Here is a 26,182-nt window from a genome sequence, read left to right as displayed (position 1 = left end):
ACCGAGTAGCCCATGCCCGATAACACCCGCCGTGCCCGTGATGAAGCCTTCTGGCGAACCTTTGCCGACCGATACGCGGTTGAACCCGGACCGGTCAACCTCGAAAACGGTTACTTCGGGCGCATGTCGCGCACGGTGGTCGAGGAGTATCAGCGCAACATCGAACTGATCAACCGCAGCAACTCGGTGCACGTGCGGCAACGCTTCGAACAGGGCGAAAGCCTGGAGATTCACAAACAGCTCGCCGAGCTGATGGGCGTAACCGCCGACACCGTCGCCCTCACCCGCAACGCTTCCGACGGTCTGCAATCGCTGATTCGCAACTATAACCGTCTGATGCCGGGCGATCAGGTGCTGATATGTGATCTGGAGTACGACACGGTCAAAGGTGCCATGCGCTGGCTGGCACGTAATCGCGGTGTCGAAGTGATCGAGATCGAACACTCGCACCCCGCCAGTTTCGACAGTTTGCTGGCCACTTACCGCGAAGCTTTCGTGCGTTATCCGCGACTCAAATTGATGGCCCTGACTCACGTCACCCATCGCACCGGGTTGGTCATGCCAGTACGGGCGATCGCTGCGGCCGCCAAAGAGCACGGCGTCGACGTGATCCTCGACGGTGCCCATGCACTCGGCCAGATCGAGTTCAACCTCGATGAACTGGGCATCGCCTTCGCTGGCTACAACCTGCACAAATGGATCGGTGCACCGCTGACGCTGGGCTTCATTTACATCGCCCCCGAGCGCCTGGCCGACATCGACCCGGACATGGGCGAGATGCATTTCCCGGTCACCGACATACGCGCCCGCACGCCGTACAGCACGCCCAACATTCCGGCGCTGCTGACCCTGCCGCTGGTGTTCGAGGAACATCGGGCCATGGGCGGTTCCGCCGCCAAGGGCGCTCGACTCAATTACCTGCGCAACCGCTGGGTAAGCGCGGTACGCGAGTTGCCGGGGATCGAAGTCATGACCCCGGACGACCCGCGACTGTATTGCGGCATCACTTCGATGCGCTTTACCCGGCATGCCGATCAACAGGCGATGGTCGAGCGGCTGCTCAAGGACTACAACCTGTTTACCGTGGCGCGCAGTGGTGCCGCGAGTGGTCCGTGCATTCGCATAACCCCGGGGCTTACCACCACGGGTGCAGACATGGATCTACTGGCCCGGGCGTTGACCGAACTGCGCTGACGTCAAACGGTGTGTTTGTCGAAGTCCTCAGGCTTGATCTGCGTCGATACCGCGAATGTGTCGATGCCGATGGTCGTGTGCCCGAAGTAGCCGTCTTTATTCGAGTCTCGACTCAGGGTGTGAACGTTCAAGGTCGAACTTTCGCCACCCATGTTTCCATAGAAAAAGTCTTGCTCGTTGTTCAGCGGCGAAACGGCTCGGCCGCGGTACTCCCTGGCGTTGAGTACCGAGCGCGACGCCACCTCGGGAAAGTAGAGCTGACCGACCCAGGCGACATGCCGTTCTTCCAGGTAGTTGTTGCCTTCCATAATGCGTACCACGACGTGAATGTGTAGGGCACGGCCGGCGTAGAACCCCGGATAGATCGTGGTAAAGCGCACGATGCCGTTCTTGTCCGTGAATTGCCCGCCACGCAAGTAAGTGTCGTCGTCGGTGCGCGGGATCGAGCCTATGTCGTCGACGTCGACTTCCTTGTCCGGATTGACTTTGCTCCAGCCCGAATACGCCCCGCGCGCGTTGCAGTGCCAGATATCCACTAACGCGTCAGTCACCGGTTGACCGGTCATGGCATCGACGATCGTCAGCCTCAGCACCAAGGGAATACCGTCCATGCCTTCGCTGATGTTTCTTCTGATCAATTTCGGATTTCGGAAATAAGGACCGGCGATCTGTTCGGGGGAAAGCAGGTAAACCGCTGGTGCAGGTGAAACTGGAGTGTTGTCGTCCATGACGTTCTCTCTTCCATAAGATGAACGCAGGTTAGGGCGGGACGAAACCTGATGTGCGGTAATTATTTATCGCACCGCACGGTTTTCACCGGGCAAAAAAAAACGGTGCACCGACCAAGCGCACCGTAAAGCCGTAGAACACACAACGAAGTGTTTGGTAAAGCCGATCAGTCCAGCAGCGCCAGTGCCTCGGCGGTGCATTCCTGAATGCGGGCCCAGTCGCCGTTCTTGATCCACTCGGGATCAAGCATCCAGCTACCGCCCACGCACATCACGTTTTTCAACGCCATGTAGCTCTTGATGTTGGCCGGGCTGACGCCGCCAGTCGGGCAGAATTTCACTTCGCCGAACGGGCCGCCGAGGGCTTTGATAGCCGCGACGCCGCCGCTGACTTCCGCCGGAAACAGCTTGAAGCGGCGATATCCCAGGCCATAGCCTTCCATGATGCCGGAGGCGTTGCTGATGCCTGGCAACAGCGGAATCGGGCTGTTGACGCTGGCTTCCAGCAGGTCACGGGTGATGCCCGGCGTGACGATGAACTGTGAACCGGCCGCTTCGGCAGCCGCCAGCATGTTGCGATCCAGCACAGTGCCGGCACCGGTCACCAACTCCGGGCGTTGCTCGCGCAGAATCTGGATAGCCTTGAGGCCGAACTGCGAACGCAGGGTCACTTCCAAGGCTGTCAGGCCACCGGCCGCGAGGGCGTCGGCCAGCGGCAGGATGTCCTGCTCGCGAGCGATGGTAATCACCGGCAGGATCCGCGCCTTGGCGCAGAGGCTGTCGATCAGGGCAACTTTGTCCGCCATGGAAACGGTCGGGGATGTGTTTTTCATAGCGGCTGATCCTTGGTTCATGGGCACCAGTAAATCTCTAACGTAGGTTGCAGAAACGCGCGAATCGGCATGGCGGCGACATCGTCACCGGCCAATGCGGCACTCAAGGTGGTCAGCTTGGACTGACCGGAAATCGATAGAACGGTGGTCTTGGCCGAGGCCAGAAGCGCGCGGCTCATGGTCAGGCGCTGATGCGGCACGGTCGGCGCCAGCATCGGCCAGCAGCGACGTGTGCCGTCGGCTTTCAAGGCATCGCTCAGGTTCGGGCTGTTGGGGAACAGCGAGGCGGTGTGACCGTCGTCGCCCATGCCGAGGATCAGCACGTCGATCGGCGGCAATTCCGCGAGCAAGCGATCCGCCTGCTCGGCCGCCAGTTCAAGGTTGGCAGTGGCGCTGTACAGACTCAGGAACTGAGCCTTGGCCGCCGGTCCTTGCAACAGGTAGCGCTTGAGCAGACCGGCATTGCTGTCGACATGCTCTACCGGCACCCAGCGCTCGTCGGCCAGGGTGACGACAACCTTGGACCAGTCCAGTTTCTGCTTGGCCAGGTTCTGGAAAAACGCCACCGGGCTGCGGCCACCGGACACTACCAGCGTCGCGGTGCCGCGAGCGTCGATGGCGTCACTCAGTTGCTTGGCCACATTCAGCGCCAAACCATCGGCCAGCAACACCGGGCTTTTGAACTCATGGGCGCTGACGCCCTGAGGCAGTTTCAATTCAGATATCGCCATACCACGACCTCCCATCCCGCGTGATCAATGCAATGGAGCTCATCGGCCCCCAGGACCCGGCCGCGTACGGCTTGGGCGCATCACCGGATTTTTTCCACCCGGCGATCAACTGGTCACACCACTTCCACGCGGCTTCGATTTCATCTTTACGGACAAACAGGTTCTGATTGCCGCGCATCACTTCCAGCAACAACCGCTCGTAGGCATCGGGAATCCGTGCGCTGCGATAAGTGTCGGAAAAATTCAGCTGCAACGGACCGCTGCGCAGCTGCATGCCCTTGTCCAGGCCTTGTTCTTTGGTCATCACGCGCAAGGAAATGCCTTCGTCCGGTTGCAGGCGGATAATCAGTTTGTTGCTGATCTGCAGGCGCTGCTCGGGAGCGAAGATGTAGTGGGACGGTTCCTTGAAGTGGATGACGATCTGCGACAGCTTCTGCGGCATGCGCTTGCCGGTACGCAGGTAAAACGGCACACCGGCCCAACGCCAGTTGCGGATATCGGCACGCAGCGCAACGAAGGTTTCGGTGTCGCTCTGGGTGTTGGAATTCGGCTCTTCCAGGTAACCGGGAACCGATTTGCCTTCGCTGTAACCGGCGATGTACTGACCGCGCACGACCTGAGTGGTCAGGCCTTCCGGGCTGATCGGCGCCAGGGCCTTGAGCACTTTGACTTTCTCGTCACGGATGCTGTCAGCGGACAGGTCGGCCGGCGGGTCCATGGCGATCAGGCAGAGCAGTTGCAGCAGGTGATTCTGGATCATGTCCCGCAGCTGGCCGGCCTTGTCGAAGTAACCCCAGCGACCTTCGATCCCGACCTTCTCGGCCACGGTGATTTCCACGTGGGAGATGTAATTCTGGTTCCACTGGGTTTCGAACAGGCTGTTGGCGAAACGCAGGGCGATCAGGTTCTGGACGGTTTCTTTGCCCAGGTAGTGGTCGATGCGGTAGGTGCGGTTCTCCGGGAAGAACTGCGCCACGGCGTCGTTAACCTTGCGCGAGGATTCCAGGTCCGAACCGATAGGTTTTTCCAGCACCACACGGGTGTTTTCGGTCAAACCGACCTTCGACAGGTTCTCGCAGATCGCGCCGTAAACGGCGGCCGGTGTCGCGAAGTAGGCAATCACCCGCTGGGCGCTGCCCGCCATTTCGGCCAGGGCGACGTAATCGTCAGCCTTGAGGAAGTCGACGTGCAGGTAACTCAGGCGGGCCAGGAAGCGTTCGACCACGGCTTCGTCCAGCTCTTTGGCGACGACGTAGCGGCTCAGCTCGGAGGCGATGAACGCCAAATGCTGCTGCTCGCTGCCAGGCTCACGGGCCAGCGCGATAATTCGCGTGTCCTCGTGCAAGAGGCCTGCACCATCGAGCTGATAAAGGGCAGGAAACAGCTTGCGCAGGGCCAGATCGCCGAGGGCGCCGAACAAGGCAAAGGTGCACGGTTCAACCGTAATCGAAGGCATGATGTTGGTTCTTTTATCAAGTTAAGCTACAAATACCTTTTTTCAAGGCATCACTCAAGGGAAAATGTAGTAATAACCACAACATTTTCGCAAAATACAGATTCCGAGTGGTGGACGGTCGGAGCCATCAGTAGGATAGGCCACCGTTATGGGCCCGATCAAAGTCCCAATTTGCATAGCCGGGGCCCTTATTTGCATTGCTCTCTTGTTTGCGGAGCTAAGGAACATATATGGACCGCGTGCGAAATTTACTGGAACAGATCCAGAATCGCCTTGAAGACCTGAACAAGGCAGAACGCAAAGTCGCCGAAGTGATCCTGCTCAACCCAGAGCAGGCCACCCGGTTCAGCATCGCCGCCCTCGCCCAGGCCTCGAAGGTCAGCGAGCCGACGGTCAACCGTTTCTGCCGTTCGTTCGGCGTCAGCGGCTACCCGGAACTCAAGCTTCAATTGGCCCAGAGCCTGGCCAGTGGCGCGGCGTATGTCAGCCGTGCGGTCGAGGCCGACGACAATCCCGAGGCGTACACCAAGAAGATTTTCGGCAGCGCCATCGCCTCGCTGGACAGTGCCTTGCAGGCGCTTGACCCGAACCTGATCAGCCGCGCCGTCGACCTGTTGATCCAGGCCCGGCAGATCCACTTCTTCGGCCTCGGCGCCTCGGCCCCGGTGGCTCTGGATGCACAGCACAAGTTCTTCCGCTTCAACCTGGCGGTCACCGCCCACGCGGACGTGCTGATGCAGCGCATGATTGCGTCGGTGGCGCACACCGGCGAGTTGTTCGTGATCATTTCCTACACCGGCCGTACCCGCGAACTGGTGGAAGTGGCGCGTATTGCCCGGGAAAACGGTGCTTCGGTACTGGGCCTGACGGCCGAGGGTTCGCCACTGGCCAAGGCCAGCACGTTGAGCCTGAACATTCCGCTGCCGGAAGACACCGACATCTATATGCCGATGACGTCGCGGATCATTCAGCTGACCGTGCTGGATGTGCTCGCCACCGGCATGACCTTGCGCCGAGGCGTGGACTTCCAGCCGCATTTGCGCAAGATCAAGGAAAGCCTGAATGCCAGTCGGTATCCGATTGGGGATGAGTTTAACTGAGCCAATAGCTGCATTGCCTGTTCCGGCCTCTTCGCGAGCAAGCTCGCTCCCACATTTGATTTTCAGTGGACACAGCATTCCTGTTCAAAGGAGATCCACTGTGGGAGCGAGCTTGCTCGCGATAGCGCCAGCCGCAACACCACAGCTCTTGAGTCAAACCCCAACCCTTGCCTGCAAACTCAAATGCGCCCTATCCCCCGGCGCCAGGCTCAGGCTATCGGTCCCACCACTCGCGGCTTCCACACAGACAAACTCCGAAATCTCATTCCAGCTCACTCCCAGCAACGGTCGTGAGCCCGGATGCCAGACCACCGTGTCCGCATGGTCACCGGTATCGATGCACAACTCGCGCTGCCAGGCGCGGTCCTTGAGCTGTAATTCGCCGTCATGCTGGAACACCCGCTGACAGCCACCCTCTACCCGCAATTCGCCTTCCTGATGACAAATCTGACGGTTCAACTGGTCGTAACCCTGCGCCCCGTCGAGCCCAGACAGCGCTATCTCGCCGACGTCGCCAATACGCCAATACGCATGCAACGCCTGACTCAATTGGCACGGCAGGCTGTCCTGATGCTCGGTACTCAGGCGTAAATCCATGCGTTCGCCCAAGTGCGCGTGCAGGTCCACTTGCCAGTCGCACAACTGAAGTTGCCAGTGCAAGCGCACGCCATCGTCATCAGTGCTGCTGTCCAGCAGCTTCCAGTCGATCAACCGTGCCCAGCCATGTGAAGGCCAGGCGTTTTCGCTCGGATGACGGCCATACCACGGCCAGCACACCGGAACGCCACCACGAATCGCGCCGACCTGCGGCCACTTCGCCGCGCACCAGAGCCAGGGTTTCTGGCCCTTTGGCTGGAAGTGCAGCAACTGCGCACCCTGCCGACTGAACACCGCCTGACACAGCGGATGGTCGATCACCAGCACGTCGCGCTTCTGATAGCGCTCCCACGCAAACACCGGACGTTCGCGCAAGGATTTGAAGAAGCGTTGTAGCGGATGCTCATGCATGTGCCACGGTCCTGAAAATCATGGGTGTACTCATTCTTTTGTGCCCAGTGAACCACTGTGGCGAGGGGGCTTGCCCCCGTTCGGCTGCGAAGCAGTCGTAAAACCATGGTATGCGGTTTACCTGATAAGCCGCGGTTGCACATTCTGGGGCCGCTTCGCGACCCAACGGGGGCAAGCCCCCTCGCCACACAAAAAAAAGCGGACAGCCTGGGCTGTCCGCAAAAATGCGCACATAGAGAGGAGCTTATCGCAACAACGTTAGAACACCGACTGAATTTTCAGACCGGCGACCAGCGCGTTGTCGACTTCATCAACACCACCCGGGTGAGTGATGTATTGCAGGTTAGGACGCACGGTCAGCCAGTTGGTAACGTGGAAGCCGTAGTTGATCTCGTAGTTGTACTCGGTGCTACGCAGCGGCGAGAACAGTGGATCCTCGTACTCGGTAACACCATTGGAGGCGTTGACCAGCTCGGCGTTTTTCTTCACGTCATCGTTGACATGGATACGGGCAAAACCGATACCCATGTCATCTTTTGGACGCGCATCGAACGGGCCCTTGTACACAAACATCAGCGACTGGTAGTTGTCGACGAAGTTGGTGTCCTTGTCGTGAAAAGTGGCGTTGGCTGCGATGTTCAGACCGCGGGACGCGTCACCGTCGTGGCTGGTGAGTTGTTGCTGTGCAACGAACCAGTAGCCGTGTTTGCTATCGTGGCTGCGATAGGCATTACCGCTGGTTGCTGCATCATTGCCGTCGGCATCCTTGCGGACGTCATCGGCGTTGGCCGTGCTTTTGTAGTAACCAACACGGTATTCGCCCGGCAGGTTGCCAGGGTTCGGCAACCAGACCAGTTCGACCGGCAAGACGGTGCCCTCGGTACCACTGCCGCTGAGCTTGAAGCCGTTACCGTGCTCCAGTTGCGACGGGTTCTGGTTGTACGCGCCGATCTGCGCATAGAACTCAGGCGAGATGTTGTACTTCACGCGAACCGCAGCCTGCATGACCGGCCAGTTGTACCAGATGTTGGTGGCCCAGTTACCCGCTTGGGAACCGCAGAACGCCAGGTTCTGGAACTCGCAAGGGAAGGTGTTGAAGTCCTCGCCTTCACCGAAGTAACCGGCTTTGACGTCCAGTTTACCGTCGAGGAACTGGTGCTTGATCCACAATTGGGTCAGACGGACCATATGGCCACGGCCGTAGACTTCCTGTGACGAACTCAAGGTGCCGGCACGCGGGTCGCCGACACGGTCATTGGAGATGTTCTCACCGTTACGGTTGGTGAACTGGATCTTGGCCTGGGTATTATCCCAGCCCCACAGTTTTTGCAGGTCCAGCGCCACGCCGAGACCAAACTGGTCGGCGTAACGCGCAGTCTTGTCGTTGTTGTAGCCGCCGTGGAGGTTGCCGCCCACTTCACCGACGTAGTCCATCTTGATGTCGATACCCTGCTCGATCAGCCTGGTCCGCTCGCCACCCCAATCACCGGTCATCCACTCGGAATCGGCGCTGAACGCGTCAGCCGCGTGCACGCTACCGGCCAGCATCATTGCCGCAATGGCTGACAACTGGCAGATAAGCTGAGCGTTGTTCTTCTTCTTCATCCCTACATCCTCGTTTTATTGTTATTAACTGTTTTTATTTAACGCGGTGACATCTAGACCCCCTGTGGGAGCGAGCTTGCTCCGGGCGGCGTTCCGACGATGAGGCCAGCACATCCAAAATCACTGCTGACTGTCACACCGCTATCGCGAGCAAGCTCGCTCCCACATTTTGTTCTTCAGCGGCCCTTGAATTGGGCGACGTTGGCACTGTGAGTCTCGGTTTTAGACTGACCGGCCACCCCCAGGCGCTCCCCGGTCTTGGCATCGAACAACAGCACTTTCGATGGATCGAATTGCAGGGTCAGGGTCTCGCCCACGGCCGGTGCAACGTCCGGCGCCAGACGGCAGCAGACTTTGGTTTCGTTGAGATTGACGAACACCAGGGTGTCGGGACCGGTGGGCTCGGTGACCTGGACTTCGGCGCGAATGATCGGCAAACCATTCGGCTCGCTGCCCGCCAAAACGATCTGCTCCGGACGCAAGCCGAGGATCACTTCGCGGTCTTCAAGACCGGCGTCCTGCATGCCCAGCGGCAATTCACAGCGCGCCTGGCCACTGTCGAGCAGTGCAACCAAACGGCCTTCCTTGCGCTGCAAACGCAGCGGGATGAAGTTCATCGGTGGCGAACCGATGAAGCTCGCCACGAACAGGTTGGCCGGGTTGTTGTAGATGTCTTTCGGCGTACCGAACTGCTGGATGATTCCGTCCTTCATCACCGCCACTTTGTCGCCCAGGGTCATCGCTTCGATCTGGTCGTGGGTCACGTAGACCGTGGTGGTTTTCAGGCGCTGGTGCATCAGTTTCATTTCGGTGCGCATCTCGACGCGCAGCTTGGCGTCGAGGTTGGACAGCGGTTCGTCGAACAGGTAAATCTTCGGCCGCCGCGCCAGAGCACGGCCCATCGCCACGCGCTGTTGCTGACCACCGGAGAGCTGGCCGGGTTTGCGGTTGAGCAAGTGTTCGATCTGCAGCAGCTTGGACACCCGCGCCACTTCCGCTTCGATGTCGGCGGCGGGCATTTTGCGGATCTTCAAGCCAAAGGCGATGTTCTCGCGCACGCTCATGGTCGGGTACAGCGCGTAGGACTGGAACACCATCGCGATGTCGCGGTCTTTGGGGCTCATGCCGCTGACGTCCTGGTCATCGATCATGATCGCGCCGCCGGTGATGGTCTCAAGGCCAGCGATGCAATTCATCAGGGTCGACTTGCCGCAGCCCGAAGGTCCGACAAGAATCAGGAACTCACCGTCCTTGATCGACAGATCGATGTCCTTGAGGGTGTCCGGCAGGCCGGGGCCATAGGTCTTGTTTACATTGCGAAGTTCGAGCGTAGCCATGATTACCCCTTGACTGCGCCGGCCGTCAGCCCGCGCACGAAATACTTGCCTGCGACCACATAGACCAGCAGGGTCGGCAGCCCGGCGATCATCGCCGCCGCCATATCAACGTTGTATTCCTTGGCCCCGGTACTGGTGTTGACCAAGTTGTTCAACGCCACCGTAATGGGTTGCGAATCACCGCTGGAGAACACCACGCCGAACAGGAAGTCGTTCCAGATCTGGGTGAACTGCCAGATCAGGCAGACCATGATGATCGGGGTGGACATCGGCAGGATGATCAAGCGGAAGATGGTGAAGAAACCCGCGCCATCGAGCCGCGCCGCCTTCACCAGCGCATCGGGAACGCTGACGTAGTAGTTGCGGAAAAACAGCGTGGTGAACGCCAGGCCGTAGACCACGTGCACGAACACCAGGCCCGTGGTGGTACTGGCCAGGCCCATCTTGCCGAGGGTGAACGAGGCTGGCAGCAGAACGGTCTGGAACGGCAGGAAGCACCCGAACAGCAGCAGACCGAAGAACAACTGCGACCCCCGAAAGCGCCACATCGACAGCACATAGCCGTTCAGCGCACCGATGGCGGTGGAGATCATTACCGCCGGGACGGTGATCTTGATCGAGTTCCAGAAATACCCGTCGACCGTGGCCCAGGCCTTGACCCAGCCAATGCCGCTGACCACGGTTGGCCAGCTCAGCAGGTTGCCGGTGTTGATGTCTTCCGGTGTCTTGAAACTGGTCAACAGCATGACCACCAGCGGTATCAGGTAAAGGAATACGGCCAGGATCAGCACGCCGTAGATCGCGATGCGACTCAGGCTGATGGAAGGTTTGGCAGCGAAACTAGTCATGACGCTTGGTCCTCAGCTCGGAGTACAGGTAAGGCACGATGATTGCGAGAATCGCACCGAGCATCAGAATCGCACTGGCCGAGCCCATGCCCATCTGGCCGCGACTGAAGGTGAAGGAATACATGAACATCGCAGGCAGGTCGGAGGAGTAACCCGGGCCACCGGCAGTCATTGCCGCTACCAGGTCAAAACTCTTGATCGCGATGTGAGCGAGGATCATCACGGCGCTGAAGAACACCGGGCGCAGGCTCGGCAACACCACTTTCAGGTAAATGCGCGGCATGCTCGCGCCATCGATCTGGGCGGCACGGATGATCGATTGATCAACGCCACGCAGGCCGGCGAGGAACATCGCCATGATAAAGCCCGAGGCTTGCCATACCGCAGCGATCACCAGGCAATACACCACGCGGTCCGGGTCGATCAGCCAGTCCAGGCGAAAGCCTTCCCAGCCCCAGTCACGCAGCAATTTGTCCAGGCCCATGCCCGGGTTGAGCAGCCACTTCCAGGCAGTACCGGTGACGATCATCGAGAGCGCCATCGGGTACAGGTAAATGGTGCGAATGAAACCCTCGCGACGAATGCGCTGATCAAGAAACACCGCCAGCAGCACACCGATCACCAGGGTGATGCCGATGAACATGCCGCCGAAAACCGCCAGGTTCTTGCTCGCTACCCACCAACGGTCGTTGTCGAACAGCCGCTGGTACTGCGCCAGGCCCGCCCATTTGTAAGTCGGCAGGAAAGTCGACGTGGTGAACGACAGGACTAAGGTCCACAGGATATAGCCATAGAAGCCCACCAGGACGATGAACATGCTGGGCGCCAGCACCAGTTTCGGGAGCCAGCGCTGCAGTGCATCGAACGGTGAGGCCTTGCTGAACACAGCAACAGAACTCATGGGAAGATCCCGTACGTGAGGAAAAATTACTTTGGAAATGCACCCCTTGTAGGAGTGAGCCTGCTCGCGATAGCTGAGTGTCAGACACTGGATGTATCAACTGATACACCGCTATCGCGAGCAGGCTCACTCCTACAGGGGCCAAGCATTACTTGGCAGCTTTGACGGCGGTGCCGAGTTGCTTGGCGGCTGTGGCCGGATCGGCTTTCGGGTCGTTGATGAAGTTGGTCACGACATCAAAGAATGCACCCTGTACCGCCAACGTGGTCGCCATGTTGTGCGCCATGCTCGGTTGCAGGCCGCCGGACTTGGCGTCTGCCAGGAAGTCCTTGGCAGCGGTCTGGGCGCAAGAGTCGAAACCGTACTTGCCCATGTCGCTCAGCATGTCGATTCGAACCGGGATCGAGCCCTTGTTGATGCTGAAGACTTTCTGGAAGTTCTCACCCAGCACGATCTTGGCAATGTCCTGCTGAGCAGCAGCAGTGCCTTTGTCTTTCTGCTTGAACACGGCAAGGGAGTCGATGTTGTAGGTGAAGGCCTTGTCGGTGCCCGGGAAGGCTACGCACTCGTAGTCCTTGCCGGCGACTTTCTTGGCCGCTGTCCACTCGCTCTTGGCCCAGTCACCCATGATCTGCATGCCGGCCTTGCCGTTGATGACCTTGGCCGCTTCAAGGTTCCAGTCCTGGCCTTTGCCGTCGGCGTCCATGTAGGTCGCGACCTTCTTCAGCTCGGTCAGCGCCTTGACCATTTCAGGGCCGGTCAGTGCACCGTTGTCCAGGTCGACCAGGGCTTTCTTGTAGCCGTCGACGCCCATGACCGAAAGGACCACCGCTTCGAACACGGTGCTGTCCTGCCAAGGCTGGCCGCCGTGGGCAAGTGCAATGAAGCCCGCAGCCTTGAGCTTGTCGCCGGCCGCATAGAATTCCTGAAGGGTGGTTGGGGCTTTTTCGATGCCGGCTTTCTTGAAGACTTCCGGGTTGATCCACAGCCAGTTAACGCGGTGAATGTTCACCGGCACGGCCACGTAGTCACCCTCGTACTTCACGGTATCGGAGACTTTCTTGTCGAGCAGGCTGTCCCACTTCTCTGTTTTGGCAGCGTCTTTCAAGACGTCGGTGTCGAGCAGACCGGTGGACGCCCATTCCTGGATGTCCGGGCCTTTGATCTGCGCTACGCCCGGCGGGTTACCGGCAACGGCGCGGCTTTTGAGTACGGTCATGGCCGTAGCACCGCCACCACCGGCGACTGCGCCGTCCTTCCAGGTAAAGCCGTCTTTTTCGACTTGGGCCTTGAGCACATCAACAGCCGCTTTTTCGCCACCGGACGTCCACCAGTGAACGACTTCTACCGAACCTTTGGAATCGGCGGCAAGCGCACTGAGGGGGAATGCAGAGATAGGAAGCAATGAGGCAAGAGAAATGACAGTAGCGAGGCGAGAAATCGCATTCATCTAGAATTACCTTTCTTGTTGTTATGCATGCAAGTCTGGTGCTTGCGCTGCATAGGATTTTAAACAGGAGTTGTCCCTTCGCAGGTAACGAAGGGACGCTTGAATGTCACCACATGGTTACACAGGAGCGCTCTGGGACAACTGCCCCAAGGCAGTCGCCATGCTCGGTGCCAGCGGTAGTCGCGGAATCAGAACGGCTTGCCAGGCGTGATACAGGTCCGGTTTGCCGGCCCAGATATCGGCGCTCGGGCGGTTTTGCGGGTCGAGTTCATGGTGCCAACTGCCATCACAGCGGTCGATGAAATGACTGTCACAAAATTCCCAGAACAGCCGGTACCAGGTTTCGTATTGCTCATCGCCTGTGCGTTTTAACAAGACACTGGCGGCAGCGCTGGCTTCGCAATGGGTCCAGTGCAAGCGATGGCGAACGACCGCGCGGTTGTCCCAATCGAGGGTGTAAACAATCCCCTGCGCCCCGTCGACATCCCAGCCGTGACGGCAATTGTGATCGAAGAGTTTTTGCGCGTCGGTGGCCAGCCAGCCGGGCGTGAGCATCCCGGCCTGCACCCGCGCCGCTTCGAGGTGCAGCATCAACCGCGCCCATTCAAAGCCGTGGCCCGGCGTGGTGCCGTAGGGACGGAAACCGTCGGCCGGGTTGTCGTGGTTGTAGTCGCGCAAGGGCTGCCAGTCGCGGTCGAAATGCTCGACCACCAGGTAATCGTTGGCGGCGGCGTGACCGTGGATCACTCGCTCGACGATCCGTTGCGCGCGGACCAGCCAGCGGTTGTCGTCGGTGACATCGGCCAACGCGAGGAAAGCTTCGGTGGCGTGCATGTTGCTGTTTGCGCCGCGATAGGCTTCCTCTTCGCTCCAGTCGCGGTTGAAGGACTCGCGCATCGCGCCCTCCTCCTCGCTCCAGAAGTGCGTGTCGATGATGTCGATGGCATCGTCGAGCAAGGCCTGCGCGCCGGGACGCTGAGCGACAACCGCAGAACTGGCGGCCAGAGCGACGAAGGCGTGCAGGTAAGCCGCCTTGCCGGTGTTGCCGTCACGATGCTCGGGGGCAGCGAACCAGCCGCCGTGTTCGGCGTCACGCAAAGGGCCGCTGAGGGCTTTGACACCGTGATCCACCAGCTCGGCGAAACCCGGCAAGCCCTGAATGTGGGCCATGGCGAAGCTGTGGGTCATGCGCGCGGTGTTCATGGTTTCGGCTTGAGCGTTGGCCGGGAGGCAGCCCTTTTCATCAAGATTGCCGAAACCTTCAGGAAGCTTTGATGCCTTGGCAAACGCCAGCAGGCGCAGGCCTTCGGCGGCGAGCCAGTGCTGATGGGCGGGTGCGTTCAGCCAACTGCTGAACGCGGGTTGGAAGGTGTCCATGGGGTGCCTTTTTTGTTGTTATGACTGGGGGCAGTCTAAACAACGGGCGGTGGCGGGCTTGTAACGAAGGGGGCAGGTTTTGTCACTGGGTTGTGACAAATGATTTAGGGTCTGTGTCGGGCTCAAAAGCCACCCCTCACCCCAGCCCTCTCCCCACAGGGGAGAGGGGGAAAGGGAGCCGATCTCCATCGGCTTCTAAGCCTGAGTTCGACTCTATTTCCTCGGTCGCAGAATAACTAAAAACCAACTCGGTCAGTCCCCTCGCCCCTCTGGGGAGAGGGTTAGGGTGAGGGGTGGATCTAAAGGCAGAATCTCAATCCACCGAACGAGGAAGCTGCAACGTCACCCGCAACCCGCCTTCACGCAGGTTTTGCAGGCTGACCTCCCCCCCATGGCTATGCGCAATATTTCGCGCAATCCCCAACCCCAACCCATAACCCTGCTGCTGCCCGGCCAGGCGGAAGTGCGGTTCGAACACCTGTTCCATCCGCTGTTCCGGCACCCCTGGCCCCTCATCGTCCACATGCAGGATGAACGCACTCTGGTCGTCATCGATGTGCAAATGCGCTTTCTGCCCATACTTCAAGGCATTGTCGATCAGGTTGCCGATGCAACGCTTGAGCGCCAGCGGCTTCCCCGGATACGCCGCCAGCGCACGCCCTTGCTGGGTGACGCGACCATTGCCGTTGGGCGCCAGGTACGGTTCCACCAAACAATCGAGTACATGGTTGAGGTCCACCGGTTCGATGTTTTCGTGGATGTCGGTGTCTTTCACACATTGCAGCGCGCCTTTGACCAGCAGCTCCAGCTCATCCAGATCCCGCCCGAACTTGGCTTGCAGCGTTTCGTCTTCGAGCAACTCAACCCGCAACCGCAAGCGAGTAATCGGCGTGCGCAAGTCATGGGAAATCGCGCTGAACAACTGGCTGCGCTCGGTCAGGTAACGACTGATGCGTTCGCGCATCGCATTGAAGGCGCGGCCAACCTCGACCACTTCACTACCGCCGCCCTCGGCCACTGGCTCGACTTCCGCGCCCAGGGACATGTCCCGTGCTGCCCGCGCCAAACGCTTGAGCGGCCGGCTTTGCCAGTGCACCAGAAGACCAATGAACAACAGCAAGAAGCCGCTGGTGAGCACGATGAACCAGACTTGCTGCGCCGGCAGGCCTTGTTCTTCAAGGCTGGTGTAGGGCTCGGGCAACAGCGAGGCGATGTACAGCCACTCGCCCGGAGCCATCTGGATTTGCGTGACCAATACTGGCGGGTTTACGGGCTCCAGGGTCAGCGCGTAATGCGCCCAGGAGCGCGGCAACTCATCGAGTTTTAGCCCGCTGTTGAAGATCCGAAGGTCTTCGGGGCTGACGAAGGTCACCGAAATATCCGTGTCCTGGCCCAGGGACTGGCGCAGCACTTCGTCCACCGCTTTGAGCACGGCTTCTTTGCGCGGGGTGATCGGCAGCACTTCCATACCCAAGGGTTTGTCGTTAAGCGTCACCACGAACCGGGTGCCGCCCATGCTGCGCAATTGGTCGAGTACCAAGGGCCGAAACGCTACCGGCAGAGAACGGAAGTAACTGACGCTGGCCGTCATCGAATGAGCGAGGCTACGGGCGCTGGTGACCAGGCCTTCAAGTTGGGTGGCGCGCAGTTGCGAGACCCAGATCACGCTCGACAGCGTCTGGGCGAACAGCACCGCCAACAGCGTCAGCAGCAACATCCGCCCGAGCAACGAACGCGGTACGGGAATCCGTGCGGCGAGCTTGCGGAAAAACTCAGTGCCCATTGCTGGCAACCACATTGGCGGCCAGCTGGTAGCCGCTGCCGCGCACGGTACGGATCAGCCGTGGCGGTTTTTCGGTGTCGCGCAAGCGCTGGCGCAAACGGCTGACAGCCATGTCGACGATGCGATCCAGCGGCATCAAATCGCGGCCACGAGTGGCGTTGCCGATGGTGTCGCGATCGAGGATTTCCTGGGGGTGATCGAGGAACAGTTTCAGCAGCGCGAAATCGGCGCCGGAGAGAATCACTTCTTCGCCGTCGATGTGGAACAGGCGATGGCTGACCATGTCCAGCCGCCAGTCATCGAAGGCCAGCACTTCACTGCCGGAACGTTCCTGACCGAACTGCGCGCGACGCAACAGGGCTTTGATGCGCGCCTGTAATTCGCGTGGGCTGAAGGGTTTGCCGAGGTAATCGTCGGCACCCAATTCCAGGCCAATGACGCGGTCGGCCTCGTCGGAGCTGGCCGTGAGCATGATGATCGGCACCTGCGCCTGACGCGGGTGCTGGCGGATCCAGCGGCAGAGGCTGAAGCCGTCTTCATCCGGCAGCATCACATCAAGGATCACCAGATCGCTCGGCGCCTCGTTCATCGCCTGACGAAAGCCTGCACCGTCGGGCGTGGTTCGCACCTGAAAACCTGCGCGAGTCAGGTAGGTGTCCAGCAACTCGCGTATCTCTTGATCGTCATCGACCAACAAAATCGACTTGTTGACTGAGCTCACAGGGGCGGCATCCTTGTTGTTTGAATTGGGCGGATTATGCCTTAAGCGCGGAATCTACAAACACCGCGAACTACTGTGGGAGCGAGCTTGCTCCGGGCGGCGTTCCGACGATAGGGACATCACATTCAACATCCTCGTTGACCGACACACCGCTATCGCGAGCAAGCTCGCTCCCACATTTTTGATCGCATTTCAGACCGGTTCGGATTGCTCCAGCGCTACCCCCGCCCCCATCAGGCCGGAATACGGCGCCGTTACCAGCCACACCGGGATGCCTTTGAAGTAATCGCTCATGCAGCCCTTGTCGGCAAAGCACCGGGCAAAGCCGCTTTCGATGAAGAAATCGGCAAACCGCGGAATCACCCCGCCCACGATGTACACGCCACCCCGACCGCCCGTGGTCAGCACGTTGTTGCCGGCCACACGGCCCAGCCAGCAGCAGAACTGCTCAAGCACTTCCAGGGCAATCGGGTCGCCTGCCAGACCGGCAGCGGTAATCGACTCAGGGGAATCCAGCACCGGCTCATGACCGTCCACCGCACAAATCGCCCGATAGACTCGCGGCAAGCCGCTGCCGCTCAATGCCGTTTCAGCGCTGACATGGCCGATCTCATTGAAGATGTGCTGCCACAACTGAGTTTCCCGCGGACTGCTCAGCGGCAAATCGACGTGACCGCCCTCCCCCGGCAACGCGGCGAAACGACCTTCGCCCAGATCCAGCAACGTGCCAACACCGAGGCCAGTCCCCGGACCGATCACCACCGCCGGCCGCAACGGTTCCGGCGTGCCTTCGCAGACCACCCGAAACTCGTCCGGCTGCAAACGGGTCATGCCCAGCGCCATCGCCGAGAAGTCATTGACCAGCAACAGTTGATCCACCTGCAAGGTCTTGCAGAACCCCTTGCGGCTGAGTCGCCAGTGATTGTTGGTGAACTTGAATTCATCGCCGCTGACAGGGCCGGCCACCGACAGGCACACCGAACCGATCGAACCCGGCTCCAGGCCAAGCCCGCTCAGGTAGAGGCTGATCGCCTCTTCCGGGCTGGCGTGGCCGGCTGTCGCCAGCACCTGGATCGATTCCAGCTGCTGGTTTTTCCACAACGCGAAACGTGCGTTGGTCCCACCGATGTCACCGACCAAAGCCAGTTTCAATTAAGCGTCTCCAGGGCAGAAGTAAAGGCGCTGGCGCCCTGCTCTGCGGAGCTGAAGGCCATGCGCATGAAACCAAACAGTTCGCGACCGCTGCCAATGTTATTGCCCAACAGGCCCTTGGCAGGTTCGCGCGCTGCGAATTCTTCGGCGTCCACCTTAAGCTCCAGAGTGCCTTTGACGCCATCGACGCGGATGATATCGCCCTCCTGCACCCGCGCCAAAGCGCCGCCCACATACGCTTCGGGGCTGACGTGAATCGCCGCCGGGATTTTCCCCGACGCACCGGACATGCGTCCGTCGGTCACCAGCGCCACTTTGAAGCCGCGATCCTGCAGCACGCCGAGGAACGGCGTCATCTTGTGCAGCTCCGGCATGCCGTTGGAACGCGGCCCCTGGAAGCGCATCACTGCGACGAAATCCTTCTCGAGCAAACCGGCCTTGAATGCATCGGCCAGATCCTGCTGATCCTGGAACACCATGGCCGGTGCTTCGACGACCTGGTTCTCCAAAGCGACGGCGGACACTTTCATGACACCGCGGCCGAGGTTGCCTTCCATCACTCGCAAGCCACCCTCTGGCGAGAACGCCCGAGCGACCGGACGCAGGATGGTTTCGTCGAGGCTTTCGATCGGGCCTTCGCGCCAGACCAGTTCGCCGTTATCGAGGAACGGCTCCACGGTGTAGCGGCTCAGGCCATGACCGAGAACAGTATTGACGTTCTCGTGGAGCAGCCCGGCTTCCAGCAGTTCGCGGATCAGGAACGACATGCCGCCCGCCGCCTGGAAGTGGTTGATGTCGGCTTTGCCGTTCGGGTAGACGTGGCTCAGGGTCGGCACCACCTCGGAGAGGTCGGCCATGTCCTGCCAGGTCAGTTGAATGCCCGCCGCCATGGCGATCGCCGGCATGTGCAGCGTGTGGTTGGTCGAGCCGCCAGTGGCATGCAGGGCCACGATGGAGTTGACCAGCGAACGCTCGTCGACGATTTCGCCGATCGGCATGAAGTCGCCGCTCTGCTTGGTCAGACGCGTGACTTGATGCGCCGCTTCGCGGGTCAGGGCATCGCGCAACGGGGTGTTCGGGTTGACGAAAGAGGCGCCCGGCAAGTGCAGGCCCATGACTTCCATCAGCAACTGGTTGGTGTTGGCGGTGCCGTAAAAGGTGCAGGTACCCGGGCTGTGGTAGGACTTCATCTCCGATTCCAGCAGCTCTTCGCGGCTGGCCTTGCCTTCGGCGTAGCGCTGACGGACGTCGGCTTTCTGCTTGTTGGAAATACCCGAGACCATCGGCCCGCCCGGGACGAAGATCGTCGGTAAGTGACCAAAGCGCAGCGCGCCCATCATCAGGCCCGGCACGATCTTGTCGCAGATGCCGAGCATCAGCGCGCCGTCGAACATGTTGTGGGACAGCGCCACGGCGGTGGACAGCGCAATCACTTCGCGGCTCGGCAGGCTGAGTTCCATGCCCGGTTCGCCCTGGGTCACGCCATCGCACATGGCAGGCGTGCCACCGGCGAACTGACCGACGGAGCCGATTTCGCGCAAGGCTTTTTTGATCTGTTCGGGAAAGACTTCGTACGGCTGGTGCGCCGAGAGCATGTCGTTATAGGACGAAACAATCGCAATGTTCGCGGAGTTCATCATTCGCAGACTGTTCTTGTCGTCGGTGCCGCAACCGGCTACGCCGTGGGCGAAGTTGGCGCATTGCAGCTTGCCGCGCATCGGACCGTCGCTGGCAGCACCACGAATCAGTGCAAGGTAAGCCTCACGCGTGGCGCGGCTGCGGGCGATAAGCCGTTCGGTGACCTCAAGGACGCGGGGATGCATGTTTAGAACTCCAGGCTAACGGATGTGGCGACCTGATTGTCTATGCTGAACAAGAGCCGTTGTCGATGGGATGACAGACGGTTTTCTTGATCGGTCGGACCAGTTGATCAGGTCACTCGTTGTAGATTGAACAAAATATTGCCATTAAAAAGGCTTGTTTTCTATTTTTATGCGAATAATCTTGTAATTCCAACAACAAAACGACGGCGGCCCTGTTAAATGACTCTTCGAATCGCAATCAATGGTTTTGGCCGAATTGGCCGTAACGTTCTGCGCGCACTGTATACCCAAGGTTATCGCCAGGATCTGCAGATCGTTGCCATCAATGACCTGGGCGACAGCGCGATGAACGCTCATCTGCTCAAGTACGACACTGTTCACGGCACGTTCGATGCCGATGTCCAGCACGATCAGGAAAGCCTGACCGTCAACGGCGACCGTATTTCTGTCAGCGCCATTCGCAATCCGGCCGAACTGCCTTGGGCTGCCGAGAAGATTGACGTCGTATTCGAATGCACCGGTTTGTTCACCGACCGCGACAAAGCTGCCGCGCATATTACGGCCGGCGCACGCAAAGTGATCATCTCGGCCCCGGCCAAAGGCGCCGATGCCACGGTGGTGTATGGCGTTAACCACGACATTCTGCGCCAATCGCACCAGATCATTTCCAATGCTTCGTGCACCACCAACTGCCTGGCCCCGGTGGCCCAGGTGTTGCACCGCGAGCTGGGAATCGAAAGCGGTCTGATGACCACTATTCACGCCTACACCAACGATCAGCACCTGACCGACGTCTATCATGTCGATCCGTATCGTGCGCGTTCGGCCACCCAGAACATGATCCCGAGCAAAACCGGCGCGGCTGAAGCGGTCGGTCTGGTGCTGCCGGAACTGGCGGGCAAACTGACCGGTATGTCGGTACGCGTGCCGGTGATCAACGTGTCGCTGGTGGACCTGACCGTGCAACTCAAACGCGAAGCGTCGGCCGATGAAGTGAACGCGCTGCTCAAAGAAGCCAGCCAGCACTCGAAGATTCTCGGTTACAACACCCTGCCGCTGGTCTCCAGCGACTTCAACCACAACCCGCTGTCGTCGATCTTTGATGCCAACCACACCAAGTCCAGCGGCAAGCTGCTCAAGGTGCTGGCCTGGTACGACAACGAATGGGGCTTCTCCAACCGCATGCTCGATAACTGCCTGGCGCTGTGCAACGCAGAGTAAACCGGAGCAGCACTCGATGATCGGTATCAGCTTTACGCAGAAGACCATGGCAGCGCGCAAGCGTATTGCCTTGGTCGCCCATGACCACTGCAAGGTGTTTTTACTGGACTGGGCGGAGCGGCAGAAAGACAGGCTCGCACAGCATGAACTGGTCGCCACCGGCACGACGGGGTTGTTGTTGCAACAACGCCTGGATTTGCCTGTGGAGAGCATGATCAGCGGCCCATTGGGCGGCGACCAGCAACTCGGTGCGCGAATCGCCGAGCAGCGGGTCGACATGCTGGTGTTCTTCTGGGACCCGTTCGAACCACAGCCGCACGACCCGGACATCAAGGCGTTATTGCGCGTCGCGGCGGTCTGGAACATTCCAGTGGCCTGCAACGAATGCAGCGCCGACTACCTGCTCAGCAGCCCGATGATGGAGCAGGCGCACCCGCACCGCATCCCCGATTACGCGACCTATCTGCTGGGCCGCGCGTAGTCCTTAGCAAATCAGCTTCACAAATCAATACTTGACCATTCTAGCGGATGATAAGCATTATCATTCGCTCGAAATGGATCAGGTTCTCCCGTGAGTCAATCTCGCTTCAATCACGTCTTCATCGCCCAGCGAGTCTCTCTGCTGCGCACATTGGAGCGGATGGTCAACAATCACAGCACCGCCGAAGACCTTTTGCAGGAGACCTACCTGCGAGTGACCCGGGCGCTCAGTGAGCGGGCCATCGATCACCTTGAACCGTTCGTTTTCCAGACCGCCCGCAACCTGGCGCTGGACCATTTGCGTGCGCGGCGCATTCAGTCCCGCACGATGCTCGACGACGTGCCGCTGGACGTGGTGGAAAGCGTCGCCGCCCCCGCCAGCAGTGCCGAGGACGCCGCCCATGCCGAACAATTGCTTGAGCGTTTGAACGTGAGCCTCAATGAACTCAGCCCCCGTCAGCAGCAGATTTTCATCCTGAGCCGTCTGCACGGGCACAGCTATCTGGAGATCGCCGAGAAGCTTGGCGTGTCATTGAGCACGGTGCAAAAGGAGCTGAAATTGATCATGGCGATCTGCATCGGCGTGGCCGAACGGTTAAACGGCGACTGAATCTGTAGGCTAATTCTCTAGCTGTGAGGATGACCTGCACTGACTATCGGGCTTTGCTACCCTTGCCCACTTTCAAGCTCCACTAAAAAAACAGCGGTGCCAAGACACTGCCGAGGAAACACCGTGACGGACACGCTTCCAGTGCCTCCCCCCGCCCCCCCTCCGCCCTCCCCGGCGTGGGACCCCGCAAGCGCGATGGACCAGGCCCTGGACTGGCTGATCGTGCTGGACAGTCCGAGCGAGGAACAGACCCGACAGTTTCACGACTGGCTGGCCGCCGATCCGTTGCATGCCGAGGCGTTCGCCAAGGCTCAGGCGGTCTGGGAAGGCCCGCAGGTCGTGCAATGCGCGCAAAGCCTGGCCGCCCGGCCGCCGAAAGTGACCGTTCTGTCGCGCCTGCGTCCGCACTGGAAACCCTTGTCCACCGCCGCCGTGCTGATCCTCGGTTTGTTCAGCTTCAGCAATCTGCCAATGCGCCTGCAGGCTGATCACCTGACCGTGGTCGGTGAACGCCAGCGTCTGCAACTGGAGGACGGCTCGAAAGTCCTGCTCAATACCAATTCGGCCTTCTCCAGCACCATCAACGATCAACAACGCGTTGCCCGTTTGTATCAGGGCGAGGCGTTTTTCGAGGTCGCGGCCAATCGCGGCCAGCCGCTGGAAATCGACGCCGGGCCGGTCAAGGCCAGCGTTCGGGACACCGCGTTTGCGGTGCGTTATCTGGACGGTGTGGCACAGGTCCGGGTGCAGCGTGGGGACGTCGACTTGCGAGCAACCCGCGATGACGCGCGAATTCGATTGTCCGCCGGAGAAAGCGTCCGCATCGGCCCCAACGGTTTCGATCGCCCCGCCAAACTCGATGCCGCGACCGACCTGGCGTGGGTCCAGGGTCGACTGGTGTTCGAAAACTGCCCGCTGAGCCAGGTGCTGGCGGAGCTGCGTCGTTACTATCCAGGCTGGATCATCAACAACAACGAGCAGTTGGCCGACATCGCCGTCACCGGCAATTACCGCCTCGACCAGCCGTTGGACGTGGTCCGTTCGCTGGCCCATATCACCTCGGCGCGACTTCAGGAATTCCCGGCGCTGGTGATTTTGAACTAAATGAGAATTATTTTTACTCGATAGCTATCCCCCGTACGTCTCGTTATAGCCAATGCAATTGATTCGCATCTACAGGTGCCGATCAGCACCTATAAAGATTCGTGCGACACGGAGCGCTATCGATGTCCTCTCGCCTTACCCGCCAACCTTCTTCACCTTCTCGCGTGCTGTCGCTGCTGACCGCCGCCATCCTGATGGCCGGCAGCGCGCAGCTCTGCGCCGCCACCGCGGCAGAGCAACCGACCCGCAACATGGGTGATTACGCGTTCGCCATCCCTCAGCAGTCGTTGGTCTCGGCACTCAATGCCTTTACCGCCGTGACCGGTTGGCAGGTCGGCTTGCCGGCAGAACTGGCTGAAGGCGTGGCCTCGCCGGGCGTACGGGGTTCGCTGCCGCCAGAGAAAGCCCTCGATCGCCTGTTGGTGGGGACCAATCTGAGCTATCGCAAACTGGGCACCAACAACATCGTGCTGGAGAAACGCAGCAACAGCAGCGCGCTCAACCTGGACCAGGTGACCATCAGCGCCACTCGCCAGGAACAAAGCATCGACATCGTGCCGAGCACCGTCACCGTTCACACCCGTGAAGAGCTGGACCGCAACAACGTGAATACCATCAAGGATCTGGTGCGCTACGAACCGGGCGTATCGGTGGGCGGTACCGGGACCCGCGGCGGAATCAGCGGCTACAACATTCGCGGCATCGACGGCGACCGGATCCTGACCCAAATCGACGGCGTCGAGATTCCGAACGGTTTCTTCAACGGCCCGTATGCCAAAACCCAGCGTAACTACGTCGACCCGGAAATCATCAAGCGCGTCGAGATTCTGCGCGGCCCGGCCTCGGTGCTCTACGGCAGCAACGCCATCGGCGGCGCCGTCAGCTATTTCACCCTCGACCCGGACGACATCATCAAGCCCGGCCAAGACGTCGGCGCTCGCCTGAAGACCGGCTACAGCTCCGCTGACGAGAGCTGGCTGAAGTCCGCCACCGTCGCCGGCCGTGCCGATCAGTTCGATGGCTTGCTCCATTACAGCCAGCGCGATGGTCACGAAACCGATTCCTTTGGCAGCAACAACGGCACCGGTCTGGACCGTACCGCGGCCAACCCGGAAGACGTGCGAGCCACCAACGTATTGGCCAAGATTGGCTGGAACTACAATGAAGATTCACGCCTTGGCGTGACCTACGAGAAGTACAAGGACGATCGCGACACCGATCAGAAAAGCGCTTACGGCGGCCCGTACTTCAACGGCCAGCCGACTATCCCGAATAGCGTGCTGCCCGGCGGCATGTACCAGTGGCGCACCGGCAACGACACCATTACCCGTGAGCGTTTCGGCCTGGAACACAGCTTCGCACTCGACAGCCTGATGGCAGACAACGTCAAGTGGAGCCTGAATCACCAGACCGCCAAAACCGATCAGAGCACCGAAGAATTCTATTTCCCGATCACCCGTAGAGTGCTGCGAACCCGCGACACTCTTTACGAAGAGAAACAGTGGGTCTTCGATGCCCAACTGGATAAAGCCTTCAACATCGCTGACACCGAGCACTTGCTGACTTACGGCACCACCCTCAAGCAACAGAAAGTCACCGGCTCGCGCAGCGGCGACGGCAAGTGCCTGGCGGTCGGTCGCGGCTGTACGGCCATCGGCGCGACCAGCGCGGCCGATGTGCTGAAAAAATCCAGCGACTTCCCGGACCCGACCATCAATACCTACAGCCTGTTCGCCCAGGATGAGATCAGCTGGAACAAGTGGACCTTCCTGCCGGGCCTGCGCTACGACTACACCCAGCTCAAGCCGCACATCACCCAGGAATTCCTCAGTACCGTGGCCGCTGACGGTCGCGGCACCGTGAGCGATGAGAACAAAACCTGGCACAAAGTTTCACCCAAGTTCGGCCTGACCTATGCCCTGACCGATCAGTACACCTGGTATGGCCAGTACGCTGAAGGTTTCCGCACGCCAACCGCCAAGGCGTTGTACGGGCGCTTCGAGAACACCACCACCGGCTACAGCGTGGCACCGAACCCGGACCTGGAACCGGAAAAAAGCAAAAGCTACGAAACCGGTCTGCGCGGCAACTTCGAGTCCGGCTCGTTCGATGTGGCGGTGTTCTATAACAAGTACCGCGACTTCATTAACGAAGACGCGATCACCCCTGGTTACAGCGAGCTGACCTTCCAGAGCAACAACATCAAACACGCGACCATCAAGGGCGCAGAGATCAAGGGCCGTCTGAACCTCGACGCGCTCGGCGCACCACAAGGTCTCTACACCCAAGGCTCGGTGGCCTACGCCTACGGCCGCAACAACGACACCGGCGAGCCGATCAACAGCGTCAACCCGCTGACCGGTGTTTTCGGTCTCGGTTACGACCAGGACAACTACGGCGGTTTACTCAGCTGGACGCTGGTGAAGAAGAAGGATCGCGTCGACGACAGCAATTTCAAGTCGCCGGACGGTGTAAGCAGCCAGTTCAAGTCGCCGGGCTTCGGCGTGCTCGATCTGACCGGCTTCTACAAAGTCACCGACGATGTAACCGTCAGCGCTGGCGTCTACAACCTGACCGACAAAAAGTACTGGCTGTGGGATGACGTGCGCGGTTACGACAGCGTCGGCGAAGCGGCAGTGCTGAGCCCGGCCAACCTTGATCGCCTGACCCAACCGGGTCGCAACTTCGCGGTCAATCTGGTCTGGGATATCTGACCCTGC

General features: G+C 59.9%; 22 protein-coding genes. 7 read left to right on the top strand and 15 right to left on the bottom strand.

Features of this window, described 5'->3' with window-relative positions:
- The first annotated feature begins 12 nt into the window (after positions 1 to 12).
- Positions 13 to 1,194, top strand: a complete 1,182-nt coding sequence (locus ACA056_RS06290; RefSeq protein ID WP_497271291.1) for an aminotransferase class V-fold PLP-dependent enzyme — start codon at positions 13 to 15, stop codon at positions 1,192 to 1,194.
- 2 nt (positions 1,195 to 1,196) lie between these two features.
- Here ACA056_RS06290 and ACA056_RS06285 read toward each other — a convergent pair whose 3' ends face one another.
- The 4 genes from ACA056_RS06285 to zwf form a co-directional block, all read right to left on the bottom strand.
- Positions 1,197 to 1,922 (bottom strand): intradiol ring-cleavage dioxygenase, encoded by a 726-nt coding sequence (locus tag ACA056_RS06285; RefSeq protein WP_497271289.1) that lies wholly within the window; start codon positions 1,920 to 1,922, stop codon positions 1,197 to 1,199.
- A 167-nt stretch (positions 1,923 to 2,089) separates the two neighbouring features.
- Positions 2,090 to 2,755: a bifunctional 4-hydroxy-2-oxoglutarate aldolase/2-dehydro-3-deoxy-phosphogluconate aldolase gene (locus ACA056_RS06280; protein WP_497271287.1), complete on the bottom strand. Its 666-nt coding sequence runs from the start codon at positions 2,753 to 2,755 to the stop codon at positions 2,090 to 2,092.
- A gap of 17 nt (positions 2,756 to 2,772) precedes the next feature.
- Positions 2,773 to 3,486 (bottom strand): 6-phosphogluconolactonase, encoded by a 714-nt coding sequence (pgl, locus tag ACA056_RS06275; RefSeq protein WP_497271285.1) that lies wholly within the window; start codon positions 3,484 to 3,486, stop codon positions 2,773 to 2,775.
- A complete protein-coding gene (gene zwf / locus ACA056_RS06270) occupies positions 3,473 to 4,942 on the bottom strand; it encodes a glucose-6-phosphate dehydrogenase (protein ID WP_497271283.1) in 1,470 nt (489 codons plus the stop codon). The genes pgl and zwf overlap by 14 nt, the downstream gene beginning before the upstream one ends.
- Positions 4,943 to 5,181: 239 nt before the next feature.
- On the opposite strand from zwf, the gene ACA056_RS06265 reads away from it, so the two are divergent.
- On the top strand, positions 5,182 to 6,042 hold the full coding sequence (locus tag ACA056_RS06265) for a MurR/RpiR family transcriptional regulator (RefSeq protein WP_173667542.1): 861 nt from the start codon (positions 5,182 to 5,184) through the stop codon (positions 6,040 to 6,042).
- Between the two features lie 153 nt (positions 6,043 to 6,195).
- On the opposite strand, the gene ACA056_RS06260 is transcribed toward ACA056_RS06265, so the two are convergent.
- The 11 genes from ACA056_RS06260 to edd all read right to left on the bottom strand — a co-directional run bounded on the left by ACA056_RS06260 (position 6,196) and on the right by edd (position 20,047).
- Positions 6,196 to 7,050: a D-hexose-6-phosphate mutarotase gene (locus ACA056_RS06260; protein ID WP_497271281.1), complete on the bottom strand. Its 855-nt coding sequence runs from the start codon at positions 7,048 to 7,050 to the stop codon at positions 6,196 to 6,198.
- 258 nt (positions 7,051 to 7,308) lie between these two features.
- A complete protein-coding gene (locus ACA056_RS06255; protein WP_497271279.1) occupies positions 7,309 to 8,655 on the bottom strand; it encodes a carbohydrate porin in 1,347 nt (448 codons plus the stop codon).
- A gap of 176 nt (positions 8,656 to 8,831) precedes the next feature.
- Positions 8,832 to 9,992, bottom strand: a complete 1,161-nt coding sequence (locus ACA056_RS06250; protein ID WP_497271277.1) for an ABC transporter ATP-binding protein — start codon at positions 9,990 to 9,992, stop codon at positions 8,832 to 8,834.
- Between the two features lie 2 nt (positions 9,993 to 9,994).
- Positions 9,995 to 10,840 (bottom strand): carbohydrate ABC transporter permease, encoded by an 846-nt coding sequence (locus ACA056_RS06245; RefSeq protein WP_123367208.1) that lies wholly within the window; start codon positions 10,838 to 10,840, stop codon positions 9,995 to 9,997.
- The gene (locus ACA056_RS06240; RefSeq protein ID WP_497271275.1) at positions 10,833 to 11,741 is read right to left on the bottom strand and encodes a carbohydrate ABC transporter permease; all 909 of its coding nucleotides are present in this window, start codon (positions 11,739 to 11,741) and stop codon (positions 10,833 to 10,835) included. The genes ACA056_RS06245 and ACA056_RS06240 overlap by 8 nt, the downstream gene beginning before the upstream one ends.
- Positions 11,742 to 11,889: 148 nt before the next feature.
- Positions 11,890 to 13,191, bottom strand: a complete 1,302-nt coding sequence (locus tag ACA056_RS06235; protein ID WP_497271273.1) for an ABC transporter substrate-binding protein — start codon at positions 13,189 to 13,191, stop codon at positions 11,890 to 11,892.
- A 117-nt stretch (positions 13,192 to 13,308) separates the two neighbouring features.
- The gene (locus ACA056_RS06230; RefSeq protein ID WP_497271271.1) at positions 13,309 to 14,568 is read right to left on the bottom strand and encodes a D-mannose isomerase; all 1,260 of its coding nucleotides are present in this window, start codon (positions 14,566 to 14,568) and stop codon (positions 13,309 to 13,311) included.
- A 313-nt stretch (positions 14,569 to 14,881) separates the two neighbouring features.
- Positions 14,882 to 16,351 carry an ATP-binding protein gene (locus ACA056_RS06225; protein WP_497271269.1) on the bottom strand — a complete coding sequence of 490 codons (1,470 nt, stop codon included), beginning with the start codon at positions 16,349 to 16,351 and terminating at the stop codon, positions 14,882 to 14,884.
- Complete coding sequence (locus tag ACA056_RS06220) at positions 16,341 to 17,072, bottom strand: response regulator (RefSeq protein WP_008155851.1); 732 nt, start codon at positions 17,070 to 17,072, stop codon at positions 16,341 to 16,343. The genes ACA056_RS06225 and ACA056_RS06220 overlap by 11 nt, the downstream gene beginning before the upstream one ends.
- A gap of 192 nt (positions 17,073 to 17,264) precedes the next feature.
- Positions 17,265 to 18,224: a glucokinase gene (locus ACA056_RS06215; protein ID WP_497271267.1), complete on the bottom strand. Its 960-nt coding sequence runs from the start codon at positions 18,222 to 18,224 to the stop codon at positions 17,265 to 17,267.
- Positions 18,221 to 20,047, bottom strand: coding sequence for a phosphogluconate dehydratase (gene edd / locus ACA056_RS06210; RefSeq protein ID WP_111451459.1), 1,827 nt, complete (start codon positions 20,045 to 20,047; stop codon positions 18,221 to 18,223). Before edd ends, ACA056_RS06215 begins: the two co-directional genes overlap by 4 nt.
- Positions 20,048 to 20,266: 219 nt before the next feature.
- On the opposite strand from edd, the gene gap reads away from it, so the two are divergent.
- From gap to ACA056_RS06185, 5 genes are all read left to right on the top strand, one after another.
- Positions 20,267 to 21,268 carry a type I glyceraldehyde-3-phosphate dehydrogenase gene (gap, locus tag ACA056_RS06205; RefSeq protein WP_046056143.1) on the top strand — a complete coding sequence of 334 codons (1,002 nt, stop codon included), beginning with the start codon at positions 20,267 to 20,269 and terminating at the stop codon, positions 21,266 to 21,268.
- 16 nt (positions 21,269 to 21,284) lie between these two features.
- Positions 21,285 to 21,749, top strand: a complete 465-nt coding sequence (locus tag ACA056_RS06200) for a methylglyoxal synthase (RefSeq protein ID WP_497271264.1) — start codon at positions 21,285 to 21,287, stop codon at positions 21,747 to 21,749.
- Positions 21,750 to 21,839: 90 nt separating this feature from the next.
- On the top strand, positions 21,840 to 22,358 hold the full coding sequence (locus ACA056_RS06195) for an RNA polymerase sigma factor (protein WP_497271262.1): 519 nt from the start codon (positions 21,840 to 21,842) through the stop codon (positions 22,356 to 22,358).
- Positions 22,359 to 22,553: 195 nt separating this feature from the next.
- Complete coding sequence (locus ACA056_RS06190) at positions 22,554 to 23,462, top strand: FecR family protein (protein WP_497271260.1); 909 nt, start codon at positions 22,554 to 22,556, stop codon at positions 23,460 to 23,462.
- A gap of 122 nt (positions 23,463 to 23,584) precedes the next feature.
- Complete coding sequence (locus tag ACA056_RS06185; protein ID WP_497271258.1) at positions 23,585 to 26,176, top strand: TonB-dependent receptor; 2,592 nt, start codon at positions 23,585 to 23,587, stop codon at positions 26,174 to 26,176.
- The last annotated feature ends 6 nt before the right edge of the window (positions 26,177 to 26,182 follow it).

It is taken from the genome of Pseudomonas sp. LBUM1666, from assembly GCF_059695775.1.
The sequence above is the reverse complement of the archived record's forward strand: the minus strand, read 5'-3'. Positions and strand labels throughout refer to the sequence as shown.